At 62.0% G+C, this 23,463-nt stretch carries 16 protein-coding genes; 9 read left to right on the forward strand and 7 right to left on the reverse strand.

The window, feature by feature from the left end:
* Positions 1-214: 214 nt before the first annotated feature.
* From D0550_RS01215 to D0550_RS01225, 3 genes are all read right to left on the reverse strand, one after another.
* The gene (locus D0550_RS01215) at positions 215-1,087 is read right to left on the reverse strand and encodes an SMP-30/gluconolactonase/LRE family protein (protein ID WP_116807265.1); all 873 of its coding nucleotides are present in this window, start codon (positions 1,085-1,087) and stop codon (positions 215-217) included.
* Between the two features lie 67 nt (positions 1,088-1,154).
* On the reverse strand, positions 1,155-2,966 hold the full coding sequence (locus D0550_RS01220; RefSeq protein ID WP_116807266.1) for an IlvD/Edd family dehydratase: 1,812 nt from the start codon (positions 2,964-2,966) through the stop codon (positions 1,155-1,157).
* Positions 2,967-2,992: 26 nt separating this feature from the next.
* Positions 2,993-4,096: an aldose epimerase family protein gene (locus tag D0550_RS01225; RefSeq protein ID WP_206606025.1), complete on the reverse strand. Its 1,104-nt coding sequence runs from the start codon at positions 4,094-4,096 to the stop codon at positions 2,993-2,995.
* Positions 4,097-4,456: 360 nt separating this feature from the next.
* On the opposite strand from D0550_RS01225, the gene D0550_RS01230 reads away from it, so the two are divergent.
* Together D0550_RS01230 and D0550_RS01235 are read left to right on the forward strand one after the other, a co-directional pair.
* Positions 4,457-5,968, forward strand: a complete 1,512-nt coding sequence (locus D0550_RS01230) for an amidohydrolase family protein (protein WP_153066991.1) — start codon at positions 4,457-4,459, stop codon at positions 5,966-5,968.
* A 209-nt stretch (positions 5,969-6,177) separates the two neighbouring features.
* A complete protein-coding gene (locus D0550_RS01235) occupies positions 6,178-7,935 on the forward strand; it encodes a redoxin domain-containing protein (protein ID WP_161965573.1) in 1,758 nt (585 codons plus the stop codon).
* A gap of 3 nt (positions 7,936-7,938) precedes the next feature.
* Here the strand turns inward: D0550_RS01235 and D0550_RS01240 are convergent, their stop codons facing one another.
* The 3 genes from D0550_RS01240 to D0550_RS01250 form a co-directional block, all read right to left on the reverse strand.
* Entirely contained in the window at positions 7,939-8,343 is a 405-nt protein-coding gene (locus tag D0550_RS01240) for a response regulator (RefSeq protein WP_116807269.1), read from the reverse strand.
* A gap of 144 nt (positions 8,344-8,487) precedes the next feature.
* Positions 8,488-9,966 carry a CehA/McbA family metallohydrolase gene (locus D0550_RS01245; protein WP_116807270.1) on the reverse strand — a complete coding sequence of 493 codons (1,479 nt, stop codon included), beginning with the start codon at positions 9,964-9,966 and terminating at the stop codon, positions 8,488-8,490.
* A gap of 89 nt (positions 9,967-10,055) precedes the next feature.
* Positions 10,056-12,539: a TonB-dependent receptor gene (locus D0550_RS01250; RefSeq protein ID WP_116807271.1), complete on the reverse strand. Its 2,484-nt coding sequence runs from the start codon at positions 12,537-12,539 to the stop codon at positions 10,056-10,058.
* A 210-nt stretch (positions 12,540-12,749) separates the two neighbouring features.
* On the opposite strand from D0550_RS01250, the gene D0550_RS01255 reads away from it, so the two are divergent.
* Positions 12,750-13,364, forward strand: a complete 615-nt coding sequence (locus D0550_RS01255; RefSeq protein ID WP_116807272.1) for a superoxide dismutase family protein — start codon at positions 12,750-12,752, stop codon at positions 13,362-13,364.
* A gap of 6 nt (positions 13,365-13,370) precedes the next feature.
* On the opposite strand, the gene D0550_RS01260 is transcribed toward D0550_RS01255, so the two are convergent.
* Positions 13,371-15,110 carry an ArnT family glycosyltransferase gene (locus D0550_RS01260; protein ID WP_116807273.1) on the reverse strand — a complete coding sequence of 580 codons (1,740 nt, stop codon included), beginning with the start codon at positions 15,108-15,110 and terminating at the stop codon, positions 13,371-13,373.
* A gap of 145 nt (positions 15,111-15,255) precedes the next feature.
* Between D0550_RS01260 and D0550_RS01265 the strand changes: the two genes are divergently transcribed.
* The 6 genes from D0550_RS01265 to D0550_RS01290 are packed head-to-tail and all read left to right on the forward strand — an operon-like array spanning position 15,256 to position 23,403.
* The gene (locus tag D0550_RS01265) at positions 15,256-16,953 is read left to right on the forward strand and encodes a phosphoethanolamine transferase (RefSeq protein WP_116807274.1); all 1,698 of its coding nucleotides are present in this window, start codon (positions 15,256-15,258) and stop codon (positions 16,951-16,953) included.
* 40 nt (positions 16,954-16,993) lie between these two features.
* Entirely contained in the window at positions 16,994-17,617 is a 624-nt protein-coding gene (locus D0550_RS01270) for an RNA polymerase sigma factor (RefSeq protein ID WP_116807275.1), read from the forward strand.
* A gap of 4 nt (positions 17,618-17,621) precedes the next feature.
* Positions 17,622-18,656: a FecR domain-containing protein gene (locus tag D0550_RS01275; protein WP_116807276.1), complete on the forward strand. Its 1,035-nt coding sequence runs from the start codon at positions 17,622-17,624 to the stop codon at positions 18,654-18,656.
* A gap of 54 nt (positions 18,657-18,710) precedes the next feature.
* Positions 18,711-20,378: a BamA/TamA family outer membrane protein gene (locus D0550_RS01280; RefSeq protein WP_153066992.1), complete on the forward strand. Its 1,668-nt coding sequence runs from the start codon at positions 18,711-18,713 to the stop codon at positions 20,376-20,378.
* A gap of 3 nt (positions 20,379-20,381) precedes the next feature.
* Positions 20,382-21,188, forward strand: a complete 807-nt coding sequence (locus tag D0550_RS01285; RefSeq protein ID WP_116807278.1) for a phosphatase PAP2 family protein — start codon at positions 20,382-20,384, stop codon at positions 21,186-21,188.
* Positions 21,103-23,403 carry a TonB-dependent receptor plug domain-containing protein gene (locus tag D0550_RS01290; RefSeq protein ID WP_116807279.1) on the forward strand — a complete coding sequence of 767 codons (2,301 nt, stop codon included), beginning with the start codon at positions 21,103-21,105 and terminating at the stop codon, positions 23,401-23,403. Before D0550_RS01285 ends, D0550_RS01290 begins: the two co-directional genes overlap by 86 nt.
* Positions 23,404-23,463 lie beyond the last annotated feature (60 nt).

Below are 23,463 nucleotides of genomic sequence, written 5' to 3' on the forward strand. Positions count from 1 at the left end.
ATTAGTCTTAACTCATCACTCGTTGCCGCCGCTAGCGACAAACATCATCCACGACCCGCATGTTGCCCAGGGAAATTACTTGATCTATCAACGCGGCGCCAGCCCCATTTGAATATATAAGATGTTATATCGGCACATTGGAGCCAGCGATTGATTGAACGCGCCACAGCGCCAGCAAGATGCGCGCGGGCAGGGGAATCACGGCCCGGAAACGTCACCCAGCAAACAACCCCGGCGCCAAGCCACGAACGCCGCCGGCATCAACCTCAAACAGCGCTCCAGCAAACGTCTCCTTCGACCGATCCAACCCCTTCGCCGCCGAAGTAACAAACATCCGATCCAACCCCGGCCCCGCGAACGTGATGCTCGTAATCTGCGGCGCCGGCAATCGAATCTCTCGATCCAGCTTGGCGTCCGGCGACCAGCGGCTGATTCGCGAGCCGCCCCAGTGGGCGATCCACACGTAGCCTTCCGCATCGGTCGTCATTCCATCCGGCGATCCCATGTCGCCGCTGAACTCCAGCCAGACCTGCTTATTGCTGAGCTCACCTTCGGGTGACAGATTGAAGCGATACACCACGCCGCGACCCGAATCGGTGTGATACATGAATTCCTGCTTCAGACAGAACGTCGGGCCATTCGTCACTTTGTACCCTTCGTCGACGCGACGCACCTTCAACTCCGGGTGCAGGCAATACAGCGATCCGGTGGTCTCGACGATGGCAGCATCCATCGTGCCCGCCCACAGACGGCCTTGTTGATCCACCTTCGCATCGTTCAAACGATTGCCCGGATGCTGCGGCTCGGGATTGACAATGGCACGAAGCGCAAAGGGATCGAGATCCAGCTCATAGAAGCCGCTCTGCAAGCCCGCGATGAACCCCGGCTTGTTACGCCGCTCCACCACCCAACCGATGCGCTCCGGCAACGACCAGCGTTGCACCGCACCGTCCGCCAGCGAGTAGCGATACAGGAAGTGAGAAAGGATATCGACCCAGAAGATGGCGTTGTGCCTGGCGGACCACATCGGTCCCTCGCCCAACTCGTCTCGCTGCTCGCGAGCAATGACTCGCCATGCCTCCGCCATACGTTGCCCCTCGCTACAAATGAAAAAGCTCCCGCGCAAGAGTCGCGCGGGAGCTTGAAATCTTAAATTAGTGATTGTGCCGGGGCACGCCCTTGGTCTGGGCGAGGCGCTGATACTTCACTGACGACTCGAGCACCGCGCCAGTTTCGGCTTGGCCGATATCGGCGCGCTGCATTTCCTGCCACGGCGTCTGGCTCGCAGGAACCGGATAACCGCCCGCGTCCTTTAACGCCTGACGGCGCTGATTCAGCTCTTCGGCGCTGATGAGGATGTTCGCCTCGCCCTTGACCAGATCGATGCGCACGCGATCGCCGGTTTTCAACAACGCCAGGCCACCGCCGACCGCTGCTTCCGGCGAAGCATTGAGAATCGACGGCGATCCCGACGTGCCGGACTGCCGACCATCACCGATGCACGGCAGATTGTGGATGCCCGCTTTGATCAGATTCACCGGCGGCCGCATGTTCACGACTTCCGCTGCGCCCGGATAGCCGATCGGCCCCGTGCCGCGCATGAACAGCAGCGTATTCTCATCGATGCCCAACGACGGATCGTCGATGTGGGCGTGATAGTCCTCGGGGCCATCGAACACGACGGCGCGGCCTTCGAACGCTTCCGGGTCTTTCGGATTCGACAGGTAGCGGGCGCGGAACTCGTCGGAGATCACGCTCGTCTTCATGATCGCCGAGTCGAACAGGTTGCCGCGCAACACGGTGAAACCCGCGCTCTTCTTCAGCGGCTCAGCAAACGGCCTGATGACCTTGGTATCCACAATGCTGGCACCGCGGTAGTTGTCACCAATGCTGCTGCCGTTGACCGTCAACGCCTTCTCATTGATCAGGCCCTGACGCATCAGCTCGGCCACGACAGCGGGCACGCCACCGGCGCGATAATAATCCTCGCCGAGATATTCGCCGGCCGGCTGCAGGTTCACGAGCAAAGGAATATCCAGGCCGTACTTCTGCCAGTCATCGATGGTCAGCTCGACGCCGATGTGACGCGCCAGCGCATTCAAATGAATCGGCGCGTTGGTGGAACCGCCGATCGCAGAGTTCACGCGAATCGCATTGATGAAAGCTTCACGCGTGAGAATGTCCGACGGCTTGCGATCCGCCCACACCATCTCGACGATCTGCTTGCCTGTGAGATACGCGCATTCCTGACGATCACGCAGCGGCGCGGGAATCGCAGCCGAGCCGGGCAGCGACATGCCGAGCGCCTCGGTCAGACTGTTCATGGTCGTCGCCGTACCCATGGTGTTGCAGTACCCGGTAGACGGCGCAGAAGACGCGACCAGTTTGATGAAGCCCTGATAATCGATCTCACCCGCCGCCAGCAATTCACGAGCGCGCCACACGATGGTGCCCGAGCCGGTGCGCACGCCTTTGTACCAACCGTTGAGCATGGGGCCGACCGACAGCGCGATCGCTGGCATGTTCACCGTGGCCGCAGCCATCAAGCACGCGGGCGTCGTTTTGTCACAGCCGACTGTCAGCACGACGCCATCGAGCGGATATCCAAACAACACTTCCACGAGGCCGATGTAGGCCAGGTTGCGATCCAGGCCGGCGGTCGGACGCTTGCCGGTCTCCTGAATCGGGTGCACCGGAAACTCCAGCACGATGCCGCCCGCTTCGCGAATGCCTTCGCGCACGCGCTCCGCCAGCACGATGTGATGACGATTGCACGGCGACAGATCGCTGCCGGTCTGCGCGATGCCGATGATCGGCTTGCCCGACTGCAATTCCTGCAGCGACAGACCGAAGTTCATATACCGTTCCAGGTATAGCGCAGTCATGTCCGCATTGGCGGGATCGTCGAACCAGGCGCGCGAGCGCAGGCGACGCGGTGCTGACGAATTGGAATTGGATGAGCTCATTGGATTGAAGCGTCAGGTTCGAAAGCTTAGGGAGCGGCGGAGAAGCGCAGCACCAGAGTGTTCACGTACGTCTGCCCGGGATTCAGACGCGCACTCGGGAAGTCGCTGTGATTGGGCGAGTCCGGAAACACTTGCGGCTCCAGACAGAAACCATCGCCCTGCCGGTACACGCGCTGGCTCTTGCCGGTGCTGGTGGCGTCGATGAAATTGCCCGAATAGAACTGCACGCCCGGGGCGCTCTGAAGCAGCTCCAGCACGCGACCGGACTGCGGGTCCTCGACACGGGCCGCCGGGCGCAACTGGCCCGGTTCGCCGTCGACGATGTAGTTGTGGTCATAGCCGCGGCCGCGGCGCAACTGCTCGTCCCGACCGTCACGGATACGCTCACCGATCGTGTGCGGCTGGGTGAAGTCGAACACCGTGCCGGCGACGGCGCGGCGCTCGCCCGTGGGAATCAACGTTTCATTCACGGGCGTGTACTTGCTCGAGAACAAAGTCACTCGATGGCCGAGCACGTCGGTCGGCGTCGCCTCACCCGCCAGGTTGAAATAGCTGTGGTTGGTGATGTTGACGATGGTCGGCTTGTCCGTGGTGGCGCGATACTCGATCGCCAGCTCATTCTTGTCGTTGAGCGTGTAGGTCGCGGTCACCTGCAGCTTGCCGGGATATCCGCCTTCGCCATCGGCGCTCGTGTAAGAGAGCACCGCGCGCGCGGGCGACCCGGCGCTGACGGACTCGATCTTCCACAGCACCTTGTCGAAGCCCTGCTTGCCGCCGTGCAAGTGATTGGGGCCGTCGTTGATCTCGAGCTGATACTGCTTGCCGTCCAGCGAGAACTTGCCGGCGGCGATGCGATTGGCATAGCGCCCGACCGTCGCGCCGAAGTACTGCGGCTGGTCCAGGTACTGTTGAGCGGTGGCGTAGCCGAGGACGACGTCAGCGGATTTGCCGTGACGGTCCGGCACCAGCAACTGCTGAATGACACCGCCGAGCGCCAGGATGCGCACCGACATGCCCTTGGCGTTGGCCAGCTCGACCGACTCCACCTGCCGCCCATCGGCCAGCTTTCCGAACTCACCGCGACGGGCTTCCACCGCCCCCGCGACCGACGCACCAACACTATTGAGCACGAGTACTCCCACCAGCCACCGACCTGCCTTTGCGACACCCTCGCGCCGGGGTTGACCGGACGCCTCTGGGACCTTGCCTGCCGCACCGTTGCGGCCGTACGAAACTATCTGTTTTTGGGTCACGAAAACTCTGGCCGGCGACTTGGGAAACTCATTCTAATACTCAGACAAAATGTCATCAATTGCCGCGACAAACAAGCCGCAATTTCCCTGTTATCAGCCTCATCCAACACGCAAAAACACCGCCGCCGGCTGCCCTTGTGGCGCCCGATCGCGCACAATCCCGCGACCGGCGCCCCGCCAGGCACCCTCGCCAGGCCGGTCTCCGCATCCATACGCCCGCCCATCAGGAGATGAGTCGTGAAAGGAAGTCGAAAAGCCGGCGTCATGGCGAGCCTGGGAGCCGGACTGGTGTCCGCCCTCGCCGGCCTGGGCCATCCAGCCCTGGCAGCTGAGCTCGTGATCGAGCAAGTGACGGTCGTTTCGCCGCAGCTCGCCGCGCCTCAACCCAAGCAGAACGTGCTGATCCGCGACGGACGCATCGTGTCCGTCAGCTCGAAGCCGGTCACCGCCGGTTCGGGCGCCGTGCGCATCGACGGCCGGGGCAAGTTTCTCACGCCCGGCCTCATGGATTCGCATGTCCATGTCGGCGAAGTGCCGGGCCTTCCGTTCGGCAGCGCGACCGACCCGACCATGAGCGCCCTGCGCGAGGCATATACGCGCCAGCAACCTCGCAGCTATCTGTATTACGGCGTCACTCAGGTGCTGAATCTGCTCAGCGCGCCCGATCAGGCTGCTGCGTTCGAGGCCCAGCCTGTGCATCCCGATTTGTTCAGTTGTGGCGCGGCCGTCGTGCTCGACGGCTACCCATCGGTATTCATCGACAAGGCGGCTCGCTACAGCGCCTGGCCGCACTATGTGTACGAGCCCGCCAATGCCGTGAAACATCCGCTGCCGGCCGGCGCGGACGCAGCTCAACACACGCCGGAAGCCATCATCGGCAAGCTCGCTGCGAGCGGAGCTCGCTGTATCAAGATCTTCATCGAAGACGGCTTTGGCGGCGCCTCCGACTGGCCGCTCATGAGCAAAGAAACATTGCAGCGAGTGCGCGCCGAGACTCGCAAGCGAGGATTGCTGCTGATTGCGCATGCCAACGCCATCGACATGCAGCGCATTGCCGTCGAGACACAAGTCGACGTAATCGCGCATGGCCTGTGGAATTGGAATGAGTATTCGACCGACCAAGGCGTGCCGCCGGCCATTGCCGCGCATCTGCGCGAGGTCCATGCGAAGAAGATCGGGTATCAACCCACACTGCGCGTGATCGCGGGGCTGGCGGATTTACTTCGTGAGGACACGCTGAAAGATCCGGCGTACGCGAAAGTCGTGCCGCCCGCCTTGCTCGAATGGTATGCAACGCCGCCGGCGCAATGGTTCAAGGAAGAAATGCGTCAGGGCATGGGAGGCATGCCGGACATGAAGGCCATGCACTCCTACATGGTCGTGGGCTCGTACGGCATGCGCGCCGCTAAATATCTGAACGACCTCGGCCAGCCGTTGCTGCTTGGCAGTGACACGCCTTCCGCACCGACCTTCGGCGCTCAGCCGGGCTATGACACCTATCGCGAGATGCGGATGATGGCGCAGTCCGGCATTCCGTTACCCGCGATCTTTCGTGCCGCGACCCTCAACAACGCCAGGCAATTCGGCCTCGACAAGGATTACGGCAGCGTCGAGACCGGCAAGATTGCCAACCTGCTGTTACTGAGCGCGAATCCGCTGGAAACCGTGCGAGCCTGGACCAGCATCGACCGCATCATCCTGCGCGGCTCGGTGATCAAACGGGAATCGCTGGCGGCCCCGCGCGAATAGTTCCGCCTGACGGCATGAAACGCCCGCCGTTACAGAAGTGCAAAGATTCTTAACATTCATTCGTGACATTTGAACCACGCGCGGATGGACACCCGCGCGGGCATGGACGCAGACTGCCCCGATAGAACGAGCGCCCGGTCAGGGGCAATTTCGTTCCCGCCCGCCAGGGAGGGAACATTCAGTTGGGGGTTAACGCAATGAGCATCAGCATGAAGCACGGATCCACGCTGCTCGGTATCGCAACTGCCCTGGCACTCTCGGGCACACTCAGCCCGGCGTGGGCGCTCAATCCAGGCGACACGGTCGATAATTTTCGCCTGCTCGATCACACCGGCGCCTCGCGCCAGCTCTATTACCTCTCCGACATGAAAGCCGTCGTGCTGATGGCGCAGGGCAATGGCTGCGACGTCGTGCGCAAGTCCCTGCCCGAGCTGCAGGCACTCCGTGACAAATATCGCGAGCAAGGCGTTGAGCTGCTGATGATCAACTCCAACCTCGCCGACACGCGCAACGCCATCGAAAAGGAAGCCAAGGCGCAGAGCATCGATCTGCCCATCCTGCTCGATGAAACGCAGATCATCGGCGAATCGCTCGGCTTGCAGCGCAATGGCGAGCTGCTGGTCATCAATACCAAAGGTTGGAAGGTCGCGTATCGCGGTCCCGTGTCCGCCGGTGGCACGCCGTACGCAGCCAACGCGCTCGATGCGATCATCAACGCCACGCCGGTGAAGACCGCCCAGGTCGATGCCAGCAAAGGCAAAGGCTGCGATCTGAAATTCCCGGAAGCCGATCGCAAGCAGGCACACGCGAAGATCTCTTATGAGAAGACCATCGCGCCCATGCTCATCGACAACTGCGTGACCTGCCATCGCCAGGGCGGCATCGGTCCGTGGCAGATGAGCAGCTACGACATGATCAGAGGCTTCAGCCCGATGATTCGCGAAGTGGTGCGCACCGAGCGCATGCCGCCATGGCATGCGGACCCGCACTACAACGTGTTCTCCAACGATCGCTCGCTGAGCAAGGACGAGATCAAGAATCTGGTGCACTGGATCGAAGCAGGCTCGCCGCGCGGCACCGGCAGCGATCCACTGGCGGATCTGAAGAAACAATGGCCGCAGTGGGCGCTCGGCCAGCCGGACCTGATCGTCGAGATTCCCGCCTTCGACGTGCCGGCGACCGGCGTGATTCCGTATCAAATGCCGATGGTCGCCAACCCGCTGGATCATGATGTGTGGGTGCGAGCAGTCGACTTCCAGCCGGGCGATCGCACCGTGCTCCATCACATCATCGCGACCATGGGCACAGATGCAGAGAGCGTGCGCGATGGCGGCAGTCTCGGCGGTTATGTGCCCGGCGCCGGCCCGATGCTGCTGCCCAAGGAAACGGGCGTGCTGGTCAAGAAGGACGCGAAATTCTTTTTCCAGATGCACTACACCGTGAGCGGCAAGCCCGCCCGCGACGGCAGTCGCATGGGCCTGTATTTCCGGAAGGATGCGCCTCAGTATCAAATGCGCAGCGTCGCGCTGCTCAATCCTCGACTGAAGATTCCGGCGAACACCAAGGCACACACCGAGTCGGTGTCGAAGACATTCGAGCATGACGTGATCGTCTACAACCTGCTGCCGCACTCGCATTTCCGCGGCAAGGCATCGGACTTTGTCGCCACTTATCCGGATGGTCGCAAGGAGGTGCTGTTGTCAGTACCGAACTACGACTTCAACTGGCAAACCACGTACGAGCTGAAGACACCGAAGCTTTTGCCCGCGGGCACCAAGGTCACGCACAGCACGACCTGGGACAACTCGACGCAGAACAAAGCCAACCCCGACCCGAACCGGGTCGTGCCGTGGGGCCAGCAGACCTGGGATGAGATGCTCTACGGGGTGATTCGCTATCGCTACGTGAATGAGAGCGATGCGCCTGCAGCGACGCCGGCGAAGGTATCGCAGACGGCGGGTAACTGAGCACTAATGAAACAGATGCAGCGCCCCAGGCAATGAGGCCTCGGGCGGTGTCTTACCTTCCAGAATCGCCGAGATCACTTCGATACTCGGCGGCAGGTCGGACGGATTGTAAGGCTTACCGATGAAGCCCAGCGCCAGATCCTGATTCTGAAACGCTGCAGGGTGCTGAGCGCTTACGAACACTGCCGCGATGTGCAGCTCTCGCAATCGCTTCGCCAATTCGACGCCATCTCCTGCGTGCATCAAGTCGATGTCAATCAGAGCAAGGGTTGGATGACCGTTGCGCGCCAGCTCCAGTCCCTCTTCGAGCGTGGCCGCTGGGCCCAACGTCTCATGTCCCGCCTGCTCCAGCTCGGCAACCGTGCTCAGTGCGCAAATGGGCTCGTCCTCTACTACCAATATCAACATCTTCGTTTCGATTTGCGGCTAACTCTCCTAAAGGTGGCAACGTCGCACAATCGCGAATCGTTCCTGCACCAAGCACGCAATCGCAAGTCATCTGAGTCCGAGAATCAACCACATAGCGCCTCGCGACTACGCGAAAGCCACTTCTCAGTTCAAGTAGATGGGATTGCCGAGCAGTGCCAGCTTGCCGTCGGCGTCGCGCACGTCGATCCGAATCCAGTGACGCTTGCCGTCCGACGTCTCCTCGAACGACCACGAGTGCTTCGCTGTTGGGATGGCGGTGCGTCGAGTCGTTTTGCCGTCGCGAATGATTTCAACGGTGCCGCCGGTCATCCGCTCGACGCGCGCCGTGAAGGTGACAGATTGTTTCGCCGGCACCGACAGCTGGCCACCCATGGTGACGATCGATTCCCCATACGTGGCACTCAGCTCGAGCTTGCGATCGCGCGAGCCGGCAGTGTCGACGAACACATTGCCGGCGCGGATGCCATCCATGATTGCATCGATGCTCAACTCCTTCGCATACACCACGGTCGTCGGCACACCGATGTGACCCGGCGGCGGAGATACGTTCTTCGACGTCACATCATGCGTATCGCTGCCGCCGATCGCGGTCAAACGATGCCCCTTTTGCAGCTGTTCGTGCCAGAACGGAATGCCCGTGATCGGGCTCTCCACATCGTTGCCGTTGATGACTTCCACGGCTTGCACCAACGACAGGTCGGCCGCCGGATTCGGCGACCAGCCGCACCCCATGCAAGCCTCGCCAGTCGGCACGCGTGGATGATTGATCGAGACCAGCGCGCCTTTCTGCTTCGCTTCGGTGAGCAACGCGTTCCAGTCGGGGACTGCGGTGCTGCTGACGCGAAAGTCCACCGGTTCGCGCAGATTGAATGCGTTGGCATGACCTTGGAAGGTGGTCATCTCCATGCCGGGGATCAACAGCAGCTTGTCGAAGTACGGCTGCAACGCAGTCAACTCTTTGACATGCGAGTTGGTGTTGTGCTCCGTGAACGCAATGAAGTCGAGCCCACGATCGGCGGCGGCATCCAGTGTTAGAAACAACGGACAAGGCACTCGCTTCTCGCCACTCTTGCTCGCACAGTTGCCATCGCTGTGTTCGCTGTGCATGTGCAGGTCACCGCGATACCAGCCCGCTGCGGTTTTCAACGGCGCCGGCGTCGTCGGCAGGCCGTACTCGTCGTTGCGCTGGAAATAAACTTCCGCCGTGAACTCGGCAGCCTGCCCGTTGCGAATGTTCGGCACGCCGAGCAGTAGCTGCCAGCGGCCCTGTGTCACCGGACTCGATAGATAAGAGGGCGTCGCGTCGCTCGCCGACAGCATGAATGAGCGTTTGTTGCCCCCGCTCCAGCCACGAAATGCCTCATCGAATTTTTCACCCGGCCCGAGCAATCCCACATCGATCGTCGTGCGCGCCTCGCGACCGGTGTAGTCGAAGCGAATTTCCAGAGCCTTCACGCCCGCTGGCACGTCGAACGGAAGCAGACGATAGGTCCGATACGCTTTATCGGTGATGGTGTCGCGGAGAACGAGATCGGGTGCAGCCGCATGCACATTGGCAAGGGCCGTCAAGCACAGCAGCGCGAGTAAGGAGACGAAACGCATGGAACCTCAGCGGCGTTCGGGCCGCGCCGGCCCGTAGAAAGCATCAGGGCGGCGCAAAGCGCCGCCCCCCCATCATGCCCGTGGCCGCGTTAGAAATCCCACGTCATCGAGAAGCGGAAGTTCCTGCCATAGATCGGCCGACCGATGAAGAACGGCGAGTTCGCCTCACCGCTGACGAACGTGCCGGCGCGCGGATTGCCCTCCGTGAGACCCACTTCATTCAGCAGATTCTCACCGCGCACGTAAACCGACATGCGCTCGATCGGCGACCAGCGCAGGTTCGCGCTGAGCACATCGTACGAAGGCAGCTTCAACAGATTGGCCGCATCGGCATAGCGATCGCCGAAGTACTGATAATCCACCTCGAACCGCACCTGCTCGCCCAGCTTGACCGCAGGCGTCACGCGATAGCTCACTTTCGGCACGCGCAACAGACGATTGCCGGTGAAGTCGGACCTGACCTCGCGACCGTTGACCAACGTGGTCTGCACGAAGTCGCCGAACTCCGGCTCCTGCCAGGTCGCGCTGAAGCCGATGTCCAACCAGTCCGTCGCGTGTACCGAACCTTCGAGCTCGACGCCGAGCGTTTCGGTGTCGGTGAAGACGCTCACTTCCTGATAGCTGCTGGTGTCCGGGTTGTAGCGCACATCGCCGAAACGGAACTTGTCGTACCTGGTCTGGAACAAGGTCGCGTACAACGACCAGCGATCCGACTGAAACTTGTAACCCGCCTCGATGAAATCCATGGTGCGCACCACCGGCGTCGCGAACGCGTTGGTGATGTAGTCGCCCACGTTCGGCAAACGGAACGTCGAGGTGTAGCGTGCGAACACGCCCATGCTCTCGAGGAACTGCCAGTTCACGCCGGCGGTCCAGCCGAAGTCGTCGTAGTCCGTATCGAAACGATCGAACTCACCGGTGCCGGTGAGCACAGTGTCATCCGCAGTGCTCGCCAGAATGCCCAGGTTGCGAGGAGCGGACTTCTCCACCTTGCCTTTCACGTCGACCTGCTCGTAACGCGCACCGAGGTCGATACGCCACTGATCGTTCAAGCTCCACTCGTCGGACAAGTACAGCGCCTTGGTGAACGACTCGCCCTCGCCATTGGCGAACTCCGAGCCGTAACGAATGAAGCCGTTGTCGGTGAGCGTGCGCAGCGGGTTGCCCGCCGCATCGACGGCAACCAGATCGAGCAAGCGCGCCCGGTCGCGGACGTCGATGATCGCGTTCGCCGAGTAGCGATCGAACGCTTCGTCGACCTTGGCCAGATACAAACCGACGGCCACGTCATGCTTCTGGCCGGCGATCTCGAAATTGCGCATCAGGCGCAGATCGTTGAGCAATTCATCGAGCGTCACGCGCACCTGACGGAACGAGCCGTCGCTGGTCAACCCATTGCCGTTCTGGCTGCTGACATTGAAGATCTCATTCGGCGCGTTCACATAGCGGAGTTGCACATCCACCGCGCCCGGAACGACTGTGCCGATATTGGCGCGCGCCGCTGCGAGCCGCGACGCCGCAGTGACTGGAGTGTTCGGGAACAGGCCGATGCGCGAGCTGTCCGACTCGCGATAACGCGTGCCATTGCGCAGCTGCCAATCGCCCGGCAGCTGATATTCAAACTTCAACGTGTACTGCGTCAGCTCAACGTCCGTGCCGCGATCGATATCGAGCGGGAACGTGCCGTTGGCATTGCGCAGCGTTACGCGCCGGGTGTCGGGACCGGACAACGTGCCATAGTGCTCATCGATGCCAGGCACGCCGACCACATCGCCGTTGGCGTCATAGGTCAGCGGCAGGCCGGTGTAGAAAATGACCTGGTCATCGATGCGCTTGACGTTGAAGTCCACCGAGCCGTTCTCGAACGTGCGGCCGACGGCGAAGCGCAACTGACCGCCTTTGTTGGCGGTATAGCCCGGATCGCGCACACCATCGTCTTCACGATAGAAGCCGCCGAAGCCGAGCCGCCACTCGCCGATCGGCAGGCTGTACCAACCATCGATACGACGCAGGCCGTAATCGCTGCTCTCGACCTTGATATTGCCGCCTGCGACGTCGCCGGGCTTGCGAGTGATGAAGTTCACGACGCCGCCGGGCGCGTTCGACGAGAACATCGAGGCCGGGCCGCCGCGCACCACTTCGATACGTTCGATGGTGTCATCAAGGCGGAACGCTTGATCCGCGTTCAGCCAGCCGAGGCCGGGATCGTGCTGCACCGGTAGACCATCCTCTTCCATGCCCACAGCCGAGAAACCTTCTTCAGGAATGCCGCGCACACGAATATTTGCGCTGGCTTCACCACCTGTGGATTCGACCCAGAAACCAGGCACCGAGCCGAGCGCATCGGCGACACCGAGCGGAGCATCCATGCGCAACGCTTCGCTGCTGATGGTGGTGATGGCGTAGCTCACATCCACCTTGCGGATCTCTTCCACACCAGCGCGGCCGGTAACGATGACCTCTTCCAGGTTATTGGAGGAAGTGCCGGCATCTTGTGCATGCGCGAATCCGGCAACAAACAATGGCAGCGCAATAGCAAGCTGACAGCGAATAGCGTGGCGAAGCGTCGACATGTGACCGTGGCGTCCTTATTTGCATGGTCGAAAGCGGCCGAGGCCCTTTCGACTGGGCTGCGGAAAAAATTTCCGGCGCATGCTCGTGGTAGCGCATTAAGCGCCAATGACAGCCGAATGACGTGGTCGTGACATTCCTGATCGCGAATTTCGGAACGCAATCAACGCGTCATGGATTTACTCCGGTTCGTGTCATGAGGTGTTGCTCCAATGAAATATTTCAGCCTAATCGCACTGGTTGCGCTGCTCGCCGCCTGTGGTCAAAAGGAGCACGCCGCTCCGGCCACCACCGCACCGCCGCCTGCCGGTGAAGGCCCAGCAGTAACGACCACCACCGAACCTCAGACCGCCGCGACGGCAGAGGCCACCGCCGGCGCAGCGGTGAAACTCTCGCCCACGCAAGGCAACACTGCGAACGGCGCATTGAAGATCACTGCCGCAGGCACCGGAGTAAAGATTTCAGGAGTGGTGCAGGGACTGAAGCCCGACGGCGAATTCGGTTTTCATTTTCATGAGAAGGGCGACTGCAGCGCGCCCGACGCGACCAGTGCCGGCGCTCATTTCAACCCCACTGGCCAGGAGCATGGCAACCCGCAGGGTCATCCCCATCACGCAGGCGACATGTTGAATGTGAAGTCGGATGCGCAGGGTGTCGCAGAAGTGAGCATCGACAATCCCGATGTCTCACTGCAAACGGGCTCGCCCAACGACATCCTCGGCAAAGCCCTGGTGATGCATGCCAAGCCCGACGACTACAAGACGCAACCGTCGGGCAACTCTGGCGACCGCATTGCCTGCGGTGTCGTCGCCATTCAAACGAACTGATGGGCCCTACTCAATAACGAGCGACGGCGGCGTGTAGCGATACAGCGCCGCCGCGTTGCCCCGGGCCACACACTTCGCATCCGGCCTGCCTCGCACGATGTACCACTGCGAGCGATTGGCCTCTCCCAAGGCCACAGCCGTGGTATCGCTGAAGCACAGCTGCCGGGCATAGTCATTGACGACCAACTGGCGATCTTTCGAGCCGTTCAGCCACAGCGCCGCATCAGCCGCCTCCTGCTCCGCCTCTCGCCAGCGTGCGTGCCCGAAGTGAACGATGGGACGATGCACGTTGAGCAGATACTGTTCCTTGAAGCCCACGAAGCCGAGCTCGGCGTTCGGGTCGTCATTCGCTTCGACGCGATCGATGAAGCCCGCCCCCGAGCGGGCCGAGTTCATCACCGGGTTGACCCAGTAGCTGACGGTCAGCAAAGCGACGGCGAGAACGCCTGCGTAGGCGAGAATGCCCCGAGCCGGTCGGGCGAGCGCGCAAACCACGGCGCCGGCGCCGCCAATCAACAACAGGGGGCCGAATACATCGATCTCATAATTGGCGAGGACCTCGAGGCGCTTGCCCGGTTGTATCTGGACGTAGACGGCAACCACCAGACATACCGTAGCGATCAACGCAGCCAGCATGAACAACACTCGCTGCACCGAGCGACGCTGCAGCAGCCCCAGCAGATAGGGCCCGCTCGCGAGCGCCAGGGCCGGCACTGCCGGAAGAACATAAACACCGCGCTTGCCACTGCTGAGACTGAAGAACAGCACCACCAGCACGACCCACGCTGTGAGCAAGCCGATGCGCAAGTCACCTGCCTGCCAGGCTTTGCGCCACTGAGGCACGAGCCAGGGCAGCAGCAGCGTCAGCGGCAGCCACAACCCCGGAATCACCTTGATGATGAAATACCAGAACGGCTCGCGGTGATGCCACGCATCGGTGTAGCGACCCACGGTTTGATGAAACAGGATCTCGTCGCGATAGGCCGCGAGGGTCGGATCGGCATTGGCCGCCAACAACATCGGCACGAGCCAGGTGCTCACCGCCAGCAGGAACGCCACTGGCCCGATGAGCCACAGCGCGATGCTCGTGCTCTGCATGCGTGGCGACCAGCGCGGTGCACGCATCGCTGCGAACGGAATCAACATCAGCAAGGGTAGAAAGCCGACGCCCTTGGTGATCACACCGAATCCGGCCGCGGCCCAACCTATCGCGTACCAGCCCCACGCGGGGCCAAGTAACAAGTGACGGACCAGGCCATACAGACCGAGCACCACCCAGAACAGCAGCGTCGCATCGATCTGCGCCTGTCGCACTTGCCAGACAAACTGAACCGTCAGCAACAACGCCAACGCAGCAGCCAGCCCGGTTTCGCGATTCCACAGACGGCGGCCGAGATCGTAGATGAGGAACAGGCACGCGAGGCCGCTGAACAAGGACGGCAGCAGGAAGGCGACACGCAGCGAACCGGTGGCGAGCAGCGACAGGCCCATCAACCAGAAGAACAGCGGCGGCTTGTCGGCATACACATCGCCGCCGACGCGCGGCAACAGCCAGTCGCCGGTTGCCACCATGTCGCGAACGATCAGCGCAAACCGCGGCTCGTCCGCAGGCCAGGGATCGCGCAGGCCGAGCCCCGTCGCGATCAGCAGCAATCCCAGTCCCAACAGCCACAACAGGTCGAGTCGCGTATCGCGTGAGCTGTTACTGCCTACGCGAAACCACTCCTGCACCCAACTCGCCTGCATCGTTCACCCTGCCTCGAAACTGGCGGCGATTATGCCCTGGCCGCCGCAAATTTAGTGTTGGACGACGGCTGCGGCACAAACCAATCGCGGTTGCCGCAATTTTTTTTGCGATTGATGGCCGTCAACAGGCCCGTCCAACACAGCGATGCACACTGAACATTTCCCGGCCTCGCCGCTGCCGTTGTACGCACGCCTTCGCGAGCGTTGGGGCGCTGGCATTCCCTGCTCGTCCGATGTCGCTTTCGCGTTTGGCGTGTCGTTCATCTGGTTGGCGCTGTACAACGTCCGCTTCTGGGAGTTGTCGGGCGCCGCGATGTGGCACCCGAGCGCCGGGTCGCTGTTCTTCATGGCTTCGCTCTTCGTGCTGGCGTGGGTGGTGCAGGCGGTACTGCTGCTCCTGTTGCCGAGTCGTTGGGTGATGCGTGCCGCCGCCAGTCTGATGTTCGTGGGAGCCGCTTTCGGTGCGTACTTCATGAGCCAGTACGGCGCCATCATGAACCAGGAAATGATGCGCAATGTCCTGGAGACCGACCATGCCGAAGTCACCGCACTGCTGAATGCGGACGTAGTGCTGCACGGTGTGCTGCTGGGACTCGTCCCTGCGCTGCTCGTGTGGCGAGTCCGGTTGCCGGAAACTCGTTGGCGCACTCAGATGATGCAACGCGCACTAGCCATTGTTGTCGCGCTCGGCGTAGCGGTCGCAGGCATGTTCGCCAACTCGGCCGACTACGCCACTTTCTTTCGCGAGCACAAGCCAGTTCGCTACACGCTCAATCCAGTTGCGCAGGTCATCAGCATGGCGGGCCTGCTTGCCGGTGGCCGCGACGCGCATGCCAGCGGGCCGTTGATCGATCCGGCCGGCAAGATCGAGCACCTGGCCACGCCTTCAGCGAAGCCTTTGGTGTTGTTCCTGGTCGTTGGCGAGACCGCGCGCGCCGAGAACTTCCAGCTGGGCGGCTATGCGCGCGAGACCAATCCTGAGCTGGCGCATATCTCCGGTCTCACTTATTTCTCGAGCACCTCGTCGTGCGGTACCTCGACGGCCATTTCAGTGCCCTGCCTGTTCTCGCACCTGCCGCGCGCCGAATTCAAAGTCGCTGAAGCCGACCGCTACAAGAATCTGCTCGACTCGCTGGTGCAGGCCGGATTCGACGTGCAATGGCGCGACAACAACTCCGGTTGCAAAGGTGTCTGCGCCCGCGTGACCAGCATCGACTACAACGAGCAGCCCGATCCGCAGTACTGCCGCGACTCGAACTGTTTCGACGCCGTCATGCTCGGCGACCTGCCGGAGACCTTGCGCAAGATCGAGCGCGACACGGTCATCGTGTTCCATCAGAAAGGCAGTCACGGCCCGTTCTACTCCGAGCGGTATCCACCGCAGTTCGAGCGCTTTCAGCCGGCTTGTCGCTCCAACAAGCTACAGCATTGCAGCCAGCGGGAAATCACCAACGCTTACGACAACACGATCGCGTATACCGATCACGTGCTCGCCAGCCAGATCCGGATGCTGCGCGAGGTCAGCTCACAGCTCGACAGCGTATTGATCTATGTTTCCGACCATGGCGAATCGCTGGGCGAGAACGGCATCTACCTACACGGCATGCCGTACGCATTTGCCCCAGCAGCGCAGCGGCAGGTGCCCATGCTGGTCTGGACCTCCGAAGGTTATGTCCGCCGCACACAGCTGCGCACCGACTGTCTGCGCACCGAAGCCAAGCTGCCGGTGAGTCATGATTTTTTCTACCACACGGTGCTGGGTGCAGCCCAGCTGCGCAACCAGGTTTATGATCGGCAACTGGATTTGATCGCCGGTTGCCGCCGCAGTGGTGGCAGTGAATGAGCGGCGATTGATTTATCGAACGCCCCCGTCCTACTGACAAGTGAGCTCCGAAACCAGCACCGAAAGCGCCCTGATCGCCGCCATGCTCCGAGGCGACGAGGCGGCTTTTCGCCGCTTTTTCGAGAGCTATTTTCCGCGTGTCTACCGGTTCGCCCTGCCCCGGCTGGGCAACGATGCCGAGGCCTGCAAAGAAGTGGTGCAAGCAACCCTGATCAAAGCCATGCGCGCCCTGGCCGGCTTTCGCGGCGAGGCGGCACTGTTCAGCTGGTTGTGCCAGATCTGTCGGCGCCAGATCGCGGACTATTTGCGCGCTCACAAGCGCCATCATCAGAACGTAGTGCTGATCGACGACACTCCGGGCCTGCGCGAAGCGCTGGAATCGATCGCCGCCCCCGCCTCGGATGAACCGATGCAGGGCTACAGCAATGCCGAAGCCCGCCGGCTGGTGCAGTCCGTCCTGGATCGGCTCCCGTCGCGCTACGGCGATGTATTGGAATGGAAATATATCGAGGGACGCAGCGTCGAGGAGATCGGCGAGCTACTCGGCGTCGGGCACATAGCGGCGCAATCGCTGCTGGCTCGCGCCCGCACGGCATTCCGCGAGGCACTGGAAACTGTATTTGGTTCGACTGCGAGCGATGTGCTCGCCGGTATGAGAAAGTAGCGCCATGACGACGGTACGAGACGAACCCGAGTCTAACGACGCCAGCATCGAAGCGTTGCTGCGAGAGGTTGGTGCGCGCGACGAACCTTCGGCCGCGGCTGCGGCGGAAGTGATGTCGGCAGTGCATGCCGAATGGCTGAATATCGTGCAACAACGTCGGCGCCAGCAGCGCGCTGTTGCCTGGCGGGTTGCTGCAGGTGTCGCGCTCGCGGTCGGGGCCACCTCTTTCGCCTATCGATTCATGGCGCCCGCCCCCGCGCAGTTCGCCAGCGTCTCGTACGTCGATGGTCATCTGCTGGCCGGCAGCGATGACAGCAACGTCGCAGCTCGCGAGATCGGACAGTTCATTCTCGTCGGCGACAACATGCAAACCGACGCGCAATCGCGCGCCGCCGTTTCTTTCCCTGACGGACTGTCGCTACGGCTCGATCGCAACACCCAACTCACGGTCGACGCGACCGATCGCATTTCGCTGGCCGCGGGCGCCGTATATATCGACGCGCCTCCAAGTGCGGACAGTGCCAATGCGCTGACGATCGAGACGATCGCTGGATCCGTGCAGCACGTCGGCACGCAGTATGAAGTGCGGACCCACGCCAATGCGATGGTGGTCAGCATCCGTGAAGGCCGCGTGCGGGTCATGACTCCGAGCACTTCGGACACCGGCGAAGCAGGACAGGTGCTGCATCTGACGAATAGCGGCGAACTGACCCGCAGCACGCTCGATGCCACCGATCCGCACTGGCAGTGGGCCATGCAGGCCGCGCCTGAGTTCGACATCGACAACCAGTCGCTGGCCTCGTTCCTGCAATGGATCGCTCGCGAAACTGGCCGGCACGTCGTTTATTCCACGCCGCAAGCCGAAGCGGCTGCGCAAGCAGTGAAGCTGCGCGGCTCCATCGCGGGCCTGGATGCAGATGTGGCCCTGACGACGGTGCTCGCGACGACGCAGCTGCGTCGTTATCAAACAAATTCGAGCGAGATTGGCATCGAGCTCGCACCGATTGATTCGAGCGTTCCCACGCGTCAAACCCACTGAGCGCCGGACTGGACGCGAATCATCGCGCCCCACGAGCACGGCGATGGGGGCGTGATGAAAAGCTTCTCCAGGATTGCTGTTACGACTGCCGCATCCACTCTGCTGATGGCACCGCTGGTCTACGGTGCCGACACGATGGTAGCGATGCTTCCTGGCAAGCTGGCTCTCGATCAATCGCAATTGCCTGCGGACGCAGACCTCGAACGGCGCGGCGCCACGATCGGCCGCGTCGACATCCGAGTCGACGATGTGTTCGAGGAAACCCAGTCGCTGGCAGCGCCGTATCGCATGGTGAATGGCCTGCACATCTCCACACACAACGAAACGGTGCGCCAGCAGTTGCTGTTCAGACCTGGCGAGCCGTTTCATCGTCGCGTGCTCGATGAGACAGAGCGCCTGCTGCGTGGCCAGCGCTATCTCAATGAAGCATCCGTGACCGTGGTCCGCTACAACGAGGACAACACGGTCGATGTCGAGGTGCGCGTTCATGACGTCTGGACGTTGAGTCCCGGCTTTTCCTTCGGCCGCAAGGGCGGCGAAAACAACACTCGCTTGAAATTCGAGGACACCAACTTCCTCGGCTTGGGCAAACAGATCGGGATGGAGCGCTCCAGCAACGTCGATCGCACCGCCTGGCGCTTGACCTACGTCGATCCTCATTTGTTGGGCAGCTGGTGGACGCTTTCCAGCGCGTATTCGTCCATGAGCGACGGCAAGGAACAGGCCTTGGCGCTGTCGCGGCCTTTCTATGCTCTGGATTCGCGCTGGAGCGCGAACATCAGCGGCTCCAGCGAAGACAGCGCGATCTCTCGTTACTCGCTCGGCAAACGCATCGAACGCTTCGCCATGCAGGAGCGTCAATTCGAATTCGGTGGCGGCATTTCGGATGGCCTGCACGACGGCTGGACCGTGCGCTACCTCGGCGGCTTTCGCTATGACGCGCGTGCATTCAACACACGCCTGGATGAGCCCGACGCGGCAATCCCCGATGACCGCACCGTCGCGTATCCCTGGGTCGGCATCGAGATGATCGAAGACAACTATCTGAGCACGCGCAATCTGGATCAGATCGGGCGCACGGAAGACCTCTATCTGGGCCGCAGCGTGCGACTCGAAGCAGGCTTTGCCAGCACCGCCTTCGGCTCGACTCGCGATGCCTTCATCGTCAACGGCGCATTGCAGACCGGCACCGATCTCTCCAATGAGCGTTATCTCATTCACACCTTGGGCTGGCGTGGACGCCTGGAAGGCGGCTCGCTCGCCGACGCCGTGCTGGATGCCAACAGCCGGTTCTATCTGCGGCAGTCCGAGCGCAGCGTGTTCTTCGCGTCGGTTGCGGCATCGCTCACATCACATCTGGATCCCGAGAAGCAGCTGCTGCTCGGCGGCGATAACGGGTTGCGCGGATACCCGCTGCGCTATCAGGCGGGCAAGACTAATGCGTTGGTCACGTTGGAAGAGCGCTTCTACAGCTCGTGGCAACCGCTGAAGCTGTTCAATGTCGGCGCCGCGGTGTTCTACGATGCCGGCCGCGCGTGGGGGCAGGACGCATATGCCGCCGCGCCGTCCGGTTGGCTTCAGGATGTCGGCGTCGGCTTGCGACTCGGCAGCGCTCGCTCGGGCCTGGGCAATGTCCTGCACATCGATCTGGCCATGCCGCTGGATCGCAGCAACGACATCGATTCGGTGCAACTGCTGATCGAAACCCGGAAATCGTTCTGACGCATGCCGAATACGACGTTTTTCTGGCGTCATCTGCGCGCGCCGCTGGCGGTGTTCGTGCTGCTCGCCCCCTTGCTTGCCACTACCACACTCGACCTCAACATCGCGCACGCGCTGTTCTTCGATGAGTCCCAGTCGCGCTGGATCGGAGCGCACAGCTGGTGGACCAATGAGCTGATCCATCGTGACGGCACCTGGCTGATGCGCCTGGTGGCGCTGCTGGCACTGGCAACTTGCATCGCGAGCTGGGTCCGCCCGCAACTGCACGAGCTGCGCAGGCCCGCGCTGTACTTTTTCGTCGCCGTCGTGCTGTCGGTGGGACTGGTGGGCCTGCTGAAAACACTGACCAATGTCGACTGTCCGCGCGACCTGATCGAGTTCGGCGGCCGGTTCCCCTTCTTTCATCTGTTCGAGCATCGCCCCGCCGACTTGCGCCGCGCGCAGTGCTTTCCGGCCGCACATGCCAGCTCCGGTTACGCGTTGCTGGCTTTATACTTCGTGTTTCGCGAGCGCAGTCGGGTAGCCGCGCGATGGGGCCTGGCCGCCGGCGTGCTGTTGGGCCTGATATTCGGTATCGCTCAGCAAGCGCGCGGCGCGCATTTCGTTTCACACGATGTGTGGAGCGCGATGCTCGTGTGGACGGTTTCGCTAACTCTATACACTTTCGTTTTCAAGGCCCGGCTATGGAACCCTGCCCCGCCCCATCGATCTCAGTGGGACCGCAATGAAGTCAGCGCTGCGGCGCGTCGCCTGCCTGTCGACGGGACTGCTGATGTGCCACGCCGCGATGGCGCAGCTTCAGGGCCGTAGTGTCGGCGATGTGCTCAAGGATCTGCGCTCCCAGGGCCTGATCTTCATCTACAACGACCAGATCGTGCCGGCGAATTTGCGCATCGAGGTCGAGCCCGGCGCGACTCGCGGGCTGGATCTGGCTCAAGAAATTCTGGCCGCGCACGGCCTGGCTTTGTCCGAGGCGGCCCCTCGCGTCTATGCCGTCGTGCGCGGTTCGTCAGCCACGCCCGAACCAGCGCCGGCCGCCGCTCCGAAGCCGGAGCCCGCACAACCGGAAGAGGTCGTCGTTCAAACCAGCCGCTACGTGTTGGCGACCGCCGACAACATCGCGCCCAAAGAATTCCTGACCCAGGACGAAGTGCAGGCCATGCCGCGTCTGGCAGATGAAACGTTGCGGGCCGTGCAACGACTGCCGGGTACGGCGACCAACGGTGTCTCCAGCCTCGGGCCGATTCGCGGCGGCGTGCCGAACGAGACGGCCATCGTCCTGAACGGGCTGCGGCTATACGAGCCCTTTCATCTCAAGAACTTCTACAGCCCCGTCAGTCTGCTCGATTCCCGACTGATCGATGGCATCGAGTTCTATTCGGGTGGCTTCCCGACACTGTATGGCGATCGCATGAGCGCCATCATCGACGCGCGCACCATCCGTCCCAGTGAGCGCTACTACGAAGCTGGCATCAGCCTGTTCAATACCGGCGCGCTGGCGGCAACTGACTTCGACAACGGCCGCGGCCGCGCACTGATCTCCGCTCGGCGCGGCAACCTCGGCGAGCTGGCGCAGTTCGCGGAAGAGGATTTCGGCAAGCCGGACTATTCCGATGGTTTCGCTCGCGTCGAGTACGAACTGAACGACTCCACGCGTATTTCTTTCGACGCGCTCGCCTCTGGCGATCAGATCGTCGCCAAGCGCGATGACGGGGCCCAGCAGGCACGCGCCAAGTATCGAAACATCTACAGCTGGCTCACGCTGGACCACGCCTGGTCCTCGGACTTCTCAACCCGCGCCATCGGCTCGTTCACCGACCTGGTCAACGAACGCCGCGGCTTCGTCGAGCAGCCGGGCCAGCGCTCCGGGCGCGTTCAGGACGATCGCAGCTTCCATATCGCAGGGCTGAGGCTGGAAAACACCTGGAACGTCGGTGCGTTCAAGTATCGTTTCGGCGGTGAAGTCCGCAAGCTCTGGGGCGACTATAACTATGAGCTCGACCTCACCGTCTCGCCCGATTATCCGTTCCCAGGCTCGCCCGGCTCGGTGACTTCGCGTCGCGCCTCACCGGCACCGCAGGGCTATGAGAACTCGGTGTACTGGGATATGCGGACCACGCTCGGTCAGCGCTGGACGATCGAGGCCGGTCTGCGCGCCGACGTGCAAACCTATGACGGCACCGATGATGGCGAACAATGGAGCCCGCGCATGAGCGTGCTCTATGCGCTATCACCAGCGACCACCCTGCGCGCCGGCTGGGGACGTTTCTTCCAATCCCAAGGCATCAACGAGCTGCAGGTCGAGGACGGCATTGCAACGTTCTATCCCGCGCAGCATGCAGATCACTTCATCGCCAGCCTCGAGCATGCCTTCCACGAGGGCTTCAATCTGCGTGTCGAGGCGTATCGAAAAAACTATCGGCGCATCCATCCGCGCTTCGAGAACATGCTCGATCCACTGGTGCTGTTTCCCGAAGCGGAGTTCGATCGCGTCATGATCGACGCCAATAGTGCCTACGCCGAAGGCGTCGAAGTGCTGATGCAGATGCGGCCGCGCGGCCCCTGGAGCGGCTGGCTCAGCTACACATGGTCACAGGCAACCGATCGGGTCGATGGCGCAGACGTGCCGCGCAGCTGGGATCAACGACATGCCATCAATCTGGGCGTGAGCTGGGCACGGGGCCCGTGGAACGCGACCGTCATCAACAGCTTTCATAGTGGCTGGCCAACCACCGAGCTGGCCATCGATCCGGTGACCGGCGTGCCGAGCATCGATCTGTCAGCGCGCAATCGCAGCCGGTTTGCCGCGTTCAATTCGCTGGATTTTCGCGTGACTCGCACGTTCCTCATGCCACGCGGTGCGCTGGATGTGTTCGTCGAGGTGACCAATGCAACCTCGCGTGAGAATCCTTGCTGTGTCGAGTACAAGCCGCGGCAGAACGCGGATGGCTCGGTGAGCTACGTGCGCGATTTCAATTCCTGGCTGCCGCTGATTCCGTCGGCCGGAGTGCTGTGGCGATATTGATTGGGGGCACGGTAATCCCTGTCTTACAAAAGCCTGCCGGTATGGAAGACTTGAGCCTGG

The organism is Steroidobacter cummioxidans (assembly GCF_003104955.1).